Below are 10856 nucleotides of genomic sequence, written 5' to 3'. Positions count from 1 at the left end.
TGTTGTCATTTTCTATTTTAAATACAAATGATTGCCGGTAACTGCGATGGCATGGGAAAAATAATGTCGTTGCTCTGAGTTAGTGCTTCAGAGCATGTTAAAGCGGGTCATGGGTTGTCGGATAGTTTCTGCCAGATGGTATGCAAAAAAGCAGCAGCGTGATAAACGCTGCTGCTATTACCGTGATAAAGGCGTAAGCCTTTAATACCCCTAGTCTGCCAGATGTTTTAATAATACCTGATGGAATTCCTGTTCCGCTTCTACCTGTGGCGAATGGCCCAGTTTGGGCAGCTCCACCAGAGTTGCCCGCATTGCCTTGGCAGCTTCCCGGCCCAGCTTAGGGTAGTTGCCCAGCTTAGCCGCCAGTTCTTTGCTGGCGCGGTTGGCACCCGGTGCGGTACGATCTTTTCCGCCAATAATCAGCACTGCGGGTACGCGGATATTGGCAAATTCATGCACTACGGGTTGGGTAAATATCATCTCAGAGGTTTGTGCCTGGTTCATCGCCACTATGTTTTTGCCTGCTCCGCCATAAAGGCCGGCCTGCATAGTTACCCATTGCTCATACTCCGGTTTCCAGTTGCCGTCGTAATAAAACTTCAGCTGATAGGCTTTAATACTGTCGAAGCTGGTTTTCAGTTCGTTAGCATACAGGGCGTCAATAGTGGCATAAGGCACGCCTTCAGCCTGCCAGTCTTCCAGGCCGATAGGGTTAACCAGTACAATTTTTTCCACGTTTTGCGGGTATTGCAGCGCATAGCGCGCAGTTAGCATGCCGCCCATAGAATGGCCGATAATAACCGGCCGGGTAACACCCAAACTATTTAGTAAACTGTTTGTATTAGCAGCCAGTTGAGCCAGGCTAAACTGATAGCCCTTTGGCTTACTGGATTTACAAAAGCCGATTTGATCAGGCACTACTACACGGTAGCCTTGCCCGGCCAGCACCTTAATACTGGCTTGCCAGGTGGCGGCACAAAAGTTTTTACCATGCAATAGTACCGCGGTTTTGCCGTTAGCTGCTGCTGTTGGGCTGATATCCATATAGGCCATTTCCAGCTGTTGGCCCTGGGTTAACAACGGGTAGTTTTTTACTTCAAACGGATAGTCAAACCCTTCCAGGCGCGGGCCATAAGTGGCTTGGCCAAACGCCGGGGCTGAAAAAATATAAGCCATAGCAGTGGCAACAATAGCTGTGAAAATACGCATAAATTGTTCCTGTTTTGTTTTAACTTCGTTTGAGTGTAAAGAAAAACACCGTGATGAACCACCCCTCTATTGTTGCACCGGTTTTTGCTGGCTGTTAGCGGTGTGGCATTAGGCTGCTGTTTTTACTTTACTACTGGAGTGTATAAAAAACAGCGCAATCGCCAGGCAGGCAATTGCCGCCATGCGGCTGTTTGACAGCGCAATGGCTTCGTTGCCCAGCCAGCCGAAGTTATCAATCAGCACACTCATGGTTAACTGGCCAAAGATCACGGCTACCGTGGCTACTGCAGTGCCAATGCGTTGTACCGCAAGCACCATAATAACAATATAGGGTACACCACACATTGCCCCAAGTAGCTGCCACTTGGGTACATCCAGCAAGGTAACGGCATGGCGGGGTTCAAAAAAGAAAATAAGTAATGCGGTAACTAAAGCCCCGACCGAAAAGGTTAAAAAGGCACTGCGAAACACACCCACATTGCTGCCCAGCCGGCCGTTTAATGCAGCTTGCACACTTAGCGTTGCGCCACCAATTACCGCCAACATAATCATTAAAATAGTCATAGCGTTACCTTACCCTTTAGCCATAAACACCAGTGCGGCGACAATAAACAGCAGTGCAATAATACGTTTAACATCAATTTTGCGACGCGCCGTACCAAATAAACCATAGTGGTCAATAATTAAGCTTTTAAATACTTGGCCTGCCAGAATGCCAATCATGGTCATGGCAATACCAATGGCCGGTGCTGCCAGCGTCAGAATAACCACATAAACCGGGCCCAGTACGCCGCCAAGCAGCAGCAAGGGGGGCTGGACAAAAAATGATGGGCTGTTGCGCGGGCTGAAAAACAGCATTAACAGAAATGTCAGTGCTGCGCCGACACCAAAAATGCTGAAGGTGGCCCATAACTCACCTACTTCACTGCCCAGCGGCCCTAACAGGCCGGCCTCAACCGACAACCCCATGCCGCCGGCCACAACGAGCAATATCAATAAAATCTGCATATACACGCTCCAATAGTTCAGGTGGCGCAGCTTACAGCAGTGTAGTGTTACGAAAAACGCTATAATCTGGAAATGACCTTTGCAGGAGTTGCACAAGTGAATGATGTAAATGCAGTGAGTATTAAGACACTACTGTTGTTTATCAGTGTGTTTAATGCGCAGAGTTTTTCTGTAGTAGCGCGGCGGGAAGGCGTGTCGGCTTCTATGGTGTCGCGTACCATACAACAGCTGGAAGACGCACTGGGGCAGCAACTTTTTTACCGCAACACCCGCGCAGTGGTGCCGACAGAAGCGGGCAGGCTATTTGTTAACTACGCCAGAACTATTATCGAGCAGGTAAGTGAGGCACGCAAGGCGCTGCAGGACAGAACCCTGGAGCCGGGCGGCCTGATCCGAATTAATGCGCCGGTATTTTTTGGCCAGCGCCATATTGCGCCCTGGCTGGCAGGTTTAACTGCACGTTACCCGCAGCTACAAATAGAGCTGACACAAACCGACGACTTTATCGATCCGCATCGCGATGCCACCGACCTGATCTTTCGCATCGGCGCCCTGACAGATTCTTCATTTCACGCCCGGGTTTTTGGCACTCAAGTGTATCATCTTGCCGCTTCGCCTGGCTATGTTAGCCAGCACGGTATGCTGCAAAGCCCGGCCGACTTAAACCAGCATAAATGTCTGGTGTATAAAGGCTCTTCCGGCCCCAACCGCTGGCTGTTTAAACAGCAGCACGAAAACTGGACCCACTATCCGGTGGCAGCTTTGCTGACATCTAATAATGCCGAAACATTGCTGATTTCAGCGCTTAAAGGCATGGGTATAGTGCTGTTTCCCGACTGGCTACTGGGCGATTGTCTGAAAAAAGGCGAGCTGATTAAGTTGCTGCCACAGCACGATGCGGCCATTAATACTGAGCCTCAGCACATCGCGGCTATTTATCCTAATGTACGTCACCCGCCGCTGAATGTCAGGGCAACCATTGACTACTTTGCCGAAGTGTACGGCTCGCCACTTTACTGGCAACTGTAATAGCAGTTCATACCTGTGCGTTTTAACGCACTAAAGTAGTGTTCTGCCGAAATGCTGACAATCTTTACCTAATCTTGACGTTTGCTGCGTTGAGCCAATGTTAACGCTAACTTATAGTAAGCGCGGATTTTACTCAGGTTACAGGAATTACGGAAAATGGCGTTGCTGAAGAAACCTTTGCTGTTGGCAGGTGTGGTGGTAGTAGTTGCAGCTGCAGCTTATTTTTTATGGCCAAAGGCTGGCAATTCAGACGCAGCGCCCGCCAGGCAAATGAACCCCTGGGCAATGCCGGTTCCGGTACGGGTAGTAACGGCTGATGCCGCCGATTTACGGGTACAAATAAAAACTATTGGCACGGTTACGCCATTAAATACCGTAGTAGTGCAAAGCCGGGTAACCGGCATACTGCAGAAACTAGCCTTCACCGAAGGCGACAAAGTTGAGCAGGGCCAGTTGCTGGCAGAAATTGAGCAAGCCGATTATCAGATCCAATTGGCGCAGGCACAGGGCCAACTGGAGCAAAATCTGGCCCAACTGAAAAACGCTGAAGCGGATTTACAGCTTTACAGCAAACTGCGTGAGCAAAGCTCTATTTCAGCGCAGCAGTATAATCAGCAGCAGGCTTTGGTAGCGCAGCTTGAGGGCACAATTAAATCGAATCAGGCACAAATTGACGCGGCCAAGCTGCAATTGTCCTACACCCGTATTCATGCGCCTATCAGTGGTCGTCTGGGCCTGCGCCGGGTTGATCCGGGTAACCTTATTCAGGCCAATAATACCGAAGGGCTGGTAACTATTACGCAAAGCTCACCTGTTGCAGTGGTGTTTGCCATTCCTGAAAGTCAGTTATTGCAGGTGCGGGATGCCGTGCGCCGTGGTGAAAGCTTAACGGTAGAAGCCTGGGACAGATCTGAGCAGCAATTGCTCAGCCAGGGCGCGCTTACGATTCTGGACAACCAGATTGACGCTGCTACCGGCACACTGCGGCTGAAAGCCGAATTTGCTAACGAGCAGGAAGAGCTGTTCCCCAATCAGTTTGTCAATGTAAGGCTGAATGTAGCGGTGCAGCAAGACGCGGTAACGATTCCGCAAGACGCTGTGCAGTATGGTTCGGCCGGTAATTATGTGTATGTAATTGAGCAAAACAAAGCGCAAATCCGCCAGGTTAAACTGGGCGCCGCAGATAACGGCCTGGTGGCGGTGGAAGATGGCCTGCAAACCGGCGATCTGGTGGTGTTGGAAGGGCTGGACCGCTTAAGGCCGGGCCGCGCAGTGGAAGTGATTACCGATCAACCGGTTCCGGCCAGTTAAGGAGCCGGTGATGAATTTATCCCGTCCTTTTATCCTGCGGCCTGTTGCCACGTCGCTGCTGATGCTGGCGATACTGATAGCCGGTATTCTCAGCTGGCGGCAGTTACCGGTAGCCGCGTTGCCACAGGTAGATTACCCGATTATTCAGGTATTTAGTTTTAACCCCGGCGCCAGTCCTGACATTATGGCACGTACCGTTACCGCGCCGCTGGAGCGGCGGCTGGGGCAAATTCCCGGTTTAAAGCAAATGTCGTCCAGCAGTTCAGCCGGTGCATCGGTTATTACATTGCAGTTTGCGCTGGTGGTGGATATGGGCGTGGCCGAGCAGGAAGTGCAGGCCGCCATTAACACTGCGGCGTCATTGTTGCCGTCCGATCTGCCCACACCACCGGTGTATCGTAAAGTAAATCCGGCTGATGCGCCTATTCTTACGCTGGCTGTAACGTCTGACACCCTGCGCTTGCCACAGGTATACGACTTAGTCGACACCCGGATGGCACAAAAACTGGCGCAGTTGCCCGGCGTGGGCATGGTCAGCCTGGCCGGTGGCCAGCGCCCGGCGATCAGGGTAAAAGCCAACCCGGCTGCACTGGCGAATATGGATTTAAGCCTGGAAAACCTGCGCACTTCTATCGCCGCCGCCAACACCAACCAACCCAAGGGCAGTTTTGATGGCCCGTTTCGCTCAACCATGCTTGATGCCAATGATCAGATCCGCGATATAGCTGAATATCAGCAACTGATTATTGCCTGGCGTGACAATGCGCCGGTGCGGTTGGCAGATGTTGCCACAGTAGAGCAAGGTGCTGAAGACCGTTTTCTGGCCGCCTGGGCTAACGAGCAACCGGCTGTGCTACTGAATATTCAGCGCCAGCCCGGCGCTAACGTTATCGAAGTGGCCGACAGAGTACAGGCGCTACTACCGCAGCTTACCTCCACCATGCCGGCAGCGGTAAATGTAACGGTATTAACCGATCGCACCCTGAGTATTCGCGCCTCGGTACGTGATGTACAAAAAGAACTGATTTTTGCGGTTTGTCTGGTGATCCTGGTCACTTTTGTGTTTTTGCGCACCATACCGGCCACCATTATTCCCAGCCTGGCGGTGCCGTTATCGCTGATTGGTACCTTTGCCATCATGTTGCTGCTGGATTTCTCGGTAAACAACCTGACGCTAATGGCGCTGACTATCGCCACCGGCTTTGTCGTAGACGACGCCATAGTGATGCTGGAAAACATAGCCCGCCACCGTGAGCAAGGCGCGTCACCGATGGAAGCGGCGCTTAAAGGCGCCAAAGAAATTGGTTTTACGCTGATTTCGTTAACTTTTTCTCTTATCGCCGTGCTGATCCCGCTGCTATTTATGGCCGATGTGGTAGGCCGGCTGTTTTATGAATTTGCAGTAACCCTGACTGTGGCAATACTGATTTCGTTAGTGGTGTCGTTAACCCTTACACCTATGCTGTGCGCCCATATGCTGACAGCACTGCCACCGCACGAAGATAAAGATAACCCCGGTACCATGCAGCGGGTGATCAACGCCTATGGCCGCGCGTTGCAATGGGTACTGCGCCATCAGCGGCTGGCGATGGCCAGTATGCTGGCAACAGTGGCCTTGACGGCGGGCTTGTATATGATTGTACCAAAAGGGTTTTTCCCGGTACAGGATAGCGGTGTAATACAAATTATCACTGAAGCGCCGCAGGACATTTCGTTTCAGGCAATGGCGCAGCGCCAGCAGCAACTGGCGGCGAATATTTTGCAGCACGCCGATGTGAGCAGCCTGTCGTCTTTTATCGGCGTAGATGGCAATAACAGCAGCATCAATAGCGGCCGTATTCTGGTGAATTTAAAGCCTCACGGTGAGCGCAGTGAATCGGCGGTGCAAATCATCCGTCAACTGGAGCAGCAGGTGCTGGCCGTACCCGGCATTAAAGGTTGGTTCCAACCAGTGCAAGAGCTGAGTATCGAAGACCGGATCAGCCGTACCCAGTATCAGTTTAGCCTCAGCACGCCGGACCATGAAATGCTCAGCCAGTGGCTGCCGGACTTATTCAGCGCTTTGCAGCAACGGCCGGAGTTGTCTGAGGTAGCACATGACTTACAGCAGCAAGGGTTACAGGCCTATATTGATATTGATCGCACAGCTGCCGCACGGCTGGGCCTGAGTGTGTCGCAAATAAGCTCGGTGCTGCAAAGTGCCTACAGCCAGCGTCAGGTTTCAACCTTGTTTACTCAGTCGAACCAGTACCGCATTGTGCTGGAAGCTGATCCGGCACAGGTAACCGGCATCGATGCATTGGACAAACTGTACCTGACCAGTAGCAGTGGCGCGACAGTACCTTTGTCGGCGGTGGCAACGGTAAGCCAGCGACCGGCCCGTTTGCTGATTAATCAGCAGGGGCAGTTTCCGGCGGTTACGCTGTCGTTTAACCTGGCCGCCGGTTATTCACTGGGCGAGGCAGTTGCCGCAATTGAGCAGGTGCAACAACAGCTGCAACTGCCACCTGAAGTAGAGCTGACCTTTCAGGGCGCGGCCGAGGCATTCCGGGCTTCACTTAGCAACACACTGTGGTTGGTGCTGGCGGCTATTGTCACTATGTATATCGTACTGGGTATTTTGTATGAAAGCCTGATCCACCCGGTCACCATTTTATCTACTTTGCCCTCGGCCACAGTGGGCGCCTTGCTGGCTTTACTGATTACCGGCCAGCCGCTGGATCTTATCGCGGTAATCGGCATAGTGCTGCTAATTGGCCTGGTAAAGAAAAACGGCATTATGATGGTCGATTTTGCCCTCGACGCGCAGCGTAATCAGGGCTTAACACCAGACGAAGCCATTTATCAGGCTGCTTTAATGCGGTTCAGACCAATTCTGATGACAACACTGGCGGCCTTATTTGGCGCTATACCACTGATGCTGGGTACAGGTTCCGGTGCCGAGCTGCGCCAGCCACTGGGGCTGGTAATGGTAGGCGGTTTAATGGTCAGCCAGGTACTGACACTGTTCACCACGCCAGTGGTGTATCTGTGGTTTGACCGGCTGTTCAGCAAACGCAAACCGGCAGTACAGACAGAGGCAACCGCAGTATGAGTCTGGCGCAGCCTTTTATTCAGCGGCCGGTTGCCAGCTCTTTACTGGCCACCGCCATTTTGCTGCTGGGTTTGCTAAGCTGGCGTTTGTTACCGGTGTCGCCGTTACCCGCCATTGATTTTCCAATGATTGTTGTTACCGCCAGCTTGCCCGGCGCCAGCCCGGAAAGTATGGCGGCAACGGTGGCAACGCCGCTGGAGCGAGCGCTTGGCAGTATTTCCGGTATCCGCCGTATCAGTTCGTCCAGCAGCCAGGGCTCTACTCAGGTACGGCTGGAGTTTGAGCTGGACCGCAATGTCGATGATGCCGCCCGCGAAGTGCAGGCCGCCATTAATGCTGCCCGCGGCCAGTTACCATCGGGTATGCCGGGTAACCCGGTGTACCGCAAGTTTAACCCGTCACAGGCGCCGATTATGGCGCTGGCGCTAAGTTCAGGCCATTTGGCCGGCAGTGTGTTGTACGACAACGCCTCTACCGTGCTGGCGCAAAAGCTGGCGCAAATTACCGGCGTAGGTGAGGTAGAAGTAAGTGGCTCTTCACTGCCTGCAGTGCGGGTGCAGCTTAACCCGGGCATGCTGGCGCACTACGGTGTAGCGTTGGATGAAGTGCGTGCCGCTATTAGCAGTGTTAATGCTTCAGTGCCGCTTGGCGTGCTGGAAAGCGACAGCCATCGCTGGCAGTTGGCCACCAGTGAAACGCTGCGCCAGGCTGCGGATTATCAAGAGCTGGTGATTAAATATATTAACGGAGCACCGATCCGGCTGTCAGATGTGGCACTGGTCACCGATTCAACCGAAAACCGTTACAGCGCGGGTTTTCACAATGACAAAGATGCGGTGATCCTGCTGGTAAGCCGGCGTACCGGTGCCAATATTGTCGAAACTATTGATGCTATTTATCAGCAATTGCCTTTGTTGCAGGCTCTGACCCCGGCCGGAGCCGATTTAGCCGTGGTGATGGACCGCAGCCCGGTGATCCGCGCTACGCTGGCAGAGGCGCAAATCAGCCTGCTGATTGCTGCAGTGTTAGTGGTATTGGTGGTTTGGGCATTTCTGGGTAGTTTTCGCAGTGCGCTGATCCCCAGCCTGACCATACCGATATCACTGATTGGCGCTTTTACCGTGATGTATCTGTGCGGTTTTTCACTGAATAATTTATCGGTAATGGCACTGATTGTTGCCACCGGTCTGGTGGTAGATGATGCCATCGTAGTGGTAGAAAATATCAAACGCCATCTGGAACGTGGTTTGTCGCCGCTGCAGGCTGCCCGGCAGGGCGTGGCTGAGGTAGGTTTTACCCTGCTGGCGATGAACCTGGCACTGATTGTTATTTTTCTGTCCATTTTATTTATGGGTGGTTTAGTAGAACGGCTGTTTCGCGAATTCTCGATCACGCTGGTGGCCGCTATGGTTATTTCGCTGCTGGTGTCATTAACCCTTACGCCCAGCATGTCGGCACTGATGCTAAAAGCATCGCCGTTGGCGCAACAGAAACAAGGGCTGTTTTACCGCTTTGGCCAGGGGTACCGGCGCAGCATTGATATTGGCCTTAACCATTACCGCTGGTTGCTGTTGGTGCTGGTGTTACTGTTTGCCGCCAGTGGTTGGCTATACAGCAAAATACCGTCTGGTTTGCTGCCAGAGCAGGATACCGGCCAGCTAAATGGCTTTGTTCGCGGCGATGACGGCGCCTCCTTTCAGATGATGCAGCCAAAAATAGAAGCTTTCCGCCAGTTTGTGTTGCAAGATCCTGCCGTAGCCGATGTTACCGGCTCCAGTGGTGGCAACAGCGGTGTCAGTAATTCATGGATGCGGGTACGGTTAAAACCACTTGCCGAGCGGCAGGTATCAGCGCGTGAGGTAGTAGACAGGCTGCGGGCAACGGCGCCTAAGGTGCCGGGCGGCATTTTATTTATGAATGTTGATCAGGACATCCGCTTGTCCTCACCCTTTGGCCGCAGTGATTACGAAGTACAGCTGCTATCCGACGATTTGGCACTGCTGCGCCAGTGGGGCAAAAAAGTCGGCGAAAAACTGCAGGAACTACCCGGCCTGGTAGATGTAGACACGCCGGGTGGCGAAGATGCCCAGCAAATTGAACTGCATATTGACCGTGAAGCCGCGCAAAGGCTGGGCATTGATATGCGTACTGTGGCCACGCTATTAAATAACTCTTTTTCACAGCGCCAGATCGCTACCTTATATGATCAGCAAAACCAGTACCGTATCGTGATGGAACTGATGCCAGGTTACACCGCCCAGCCAGAGGTGTTACAGCAATTGCAGGTTATTACCAGTGACGGCCGGCAGATACCGCTGTCGGCTATTGCCAGTTACCGCTATGGTTTGGTTAACGACAGGGTACAGCACGACGGCCAGTTCGCCTCTGTTAACATCGGCTACGGCCTGGCGCCGGATACCACCATGGAACAAGCATCAGCAGCCATTGATCAGGCACTGGCAGAGTTGATGGTGCCGGGGGCCATTCATGCTATTAGCGGTGAAAACCAGCGTAATGCCATGTTTGCCAGCAGCGATCAAACCTGGCTTATTATTGGCGTGATCCTGGCAGTGTATTTACTGCTGGGCATACTGTATGAAAGCTTGTTACAACCGCTGACTATTCTGTCTACATTACCCTGTGCCGGGCTTGGCGCCCTGCTGGCGCTGTATCTGACTAACAGTGATTTTAATTTGATCGCGCTGCTGGGCCTGTTTTTACTTATTGGCATTGTAATGAAAAACGCCATTTTACTGGTCGATTTTGCCCTGGCAGCCGAACGTAATCAGGGGTTATCGCCACAAGAGGCCGTTGCGCAGGCGGCCCAGCAACGGCTGCGGCCTATTTTAATGACAAACTTTGCCGCTTTGCTTGGGGCTTTACCGTTATTATTGGGCGTAGGCGAGGGCTCTGAGCTGCGCCAGCCGCTGGGTATTACCATAGTAGGCGGTTTACTGGTAAGCCAAGTCCTCACGTTGTACACCACCCCGGCGGTATATCTGCTGATCAGCAAGTGCCGTAAAAGCACGATACGTACTGATGTAACATCTTCATCTGCCGCGGGTTAAGCAATTAAAACCTCACCGGTTGCCATCAGGCCACCGGTGCCTGCAGTGGCTTTTTTACCGGTCAACCGGTAAATTTTTCTGTATCCCGTTCATATAGCTGTTTTATTTTATTGCTGCATTTTCGTTAATTCATTAAA

The 10856-nt window shown here is 52.4% G+C and carries 7 protein-coding genes; 4 read left to right on the top strand and 3 right to left on the bottom strand.

Translation table 11 applies throughout. From position 1 onward, the window contains the following. Window positions 1-210: 210 nt before the first annotated feature. The 3 genes from AR688_RS16680 to AR688_RS16670 form a co-directional block, all read right to left on the bottom strand. Window positions 211-1209, bottom strand: a complete 999-nt coding sequence (locus AR688_RS16680; protein ID WP_068236630.1) for an alpha/beta fold hydrolase — start codon at window positions 1207-1209, stop codon at window positions 211-213. A 108-nt stretch (window positions 1210-1317) separates the two neighbouring features. After that, the gene (locus AR688_RS16675) at window positions 1318-1773 is read right to left on the bottom strand and encodes a DMT family transporter (protein WP_068236627.1); all 456 of its coding nucleotides are present in this window, start codon (window positions 1771-1773) and stop codon (window positions 1318-1320) included. Window positions 1774-1782: 9 nt separating this feature from the next. After that, window positions 1783-2217, bottom strand: a complete 435-nt coding sequence (locus tag AR688_RS16670) for a DMT family transporter (RefSeq protein ID WP_068236624.1) — start codon at window positions 2215-2217, stop codon at window positions 1783-1785. Between the two features lie 96 nt (window positions 2218-2313). On the opposite strand from AR688_RS16670, the gene AR688_RS16665 reads away from it, so the two are divergent. From AR688_RS16665 to AR688_RS16650, 4 genes are all read left to right on the top strand, one after another. Then, window positions 2314-3246 carry a LysR family transcriptional regulator gene (locus tag AR688_RS16665; RefSeq protein WP_068237266.1) on the top strand — a complete coding sequence of 311 codons (933 nt, stop codon included), beginning with the start codon at window positions 2314-2316 and terminating at the stop codon, window positions 3244-3246. A gap of 156 nt (window positions 3247-3402) precedes the next feature. Next, window positions 3403-4557, top strand: coding sequence for an efflux RND transporter periplasmic adaptor subunit (locus AR688_RS16660; RefSeq protein ID WP_068236621.1), 1155 nt, complete (start codon window positions 3403-3405; stop codon window positions 4555-4557). A gap of 10 nt (window positions 4558-4567) precedes the next feature. Continuing rightward, window positions 4568-7651, top strand: a complete 3084-nt coding sequence (locus tag AR688_RS16655; RefSeq protein ID WP_068236618.1) for a multidrug efflux RND transporter permease subunit — start codon at window positions 4568-4570, stop codon at window positions 7649-7651. Then, entirely contained in the window at window positions 7648-10719 is a 3072-nt protein-coding gene (locus tag AR688_RS16650; protein ID WP_068236615.1) for an efflux RND transporter permease subunit, read from the top strand. The genes AR688_RS16655 and AR688_RS16650 overlap by 4 nt, the downstream gene beginning before the upstream one ends. Window positions 10720-10856 lie beyond the last annotated feature (137 nt).

The organism is Rheinheimera sp. EpRS3, from assembly GCF_001513785.1.
GTDB lineage: Bacteria > Pseudomonadota > Gammaproteobacteria > Enterobacterales > Alteromonadaceae > Alishewanella.
This window is presented reverse-complemented; position numbering and strand designations above follow the sequence as displayed.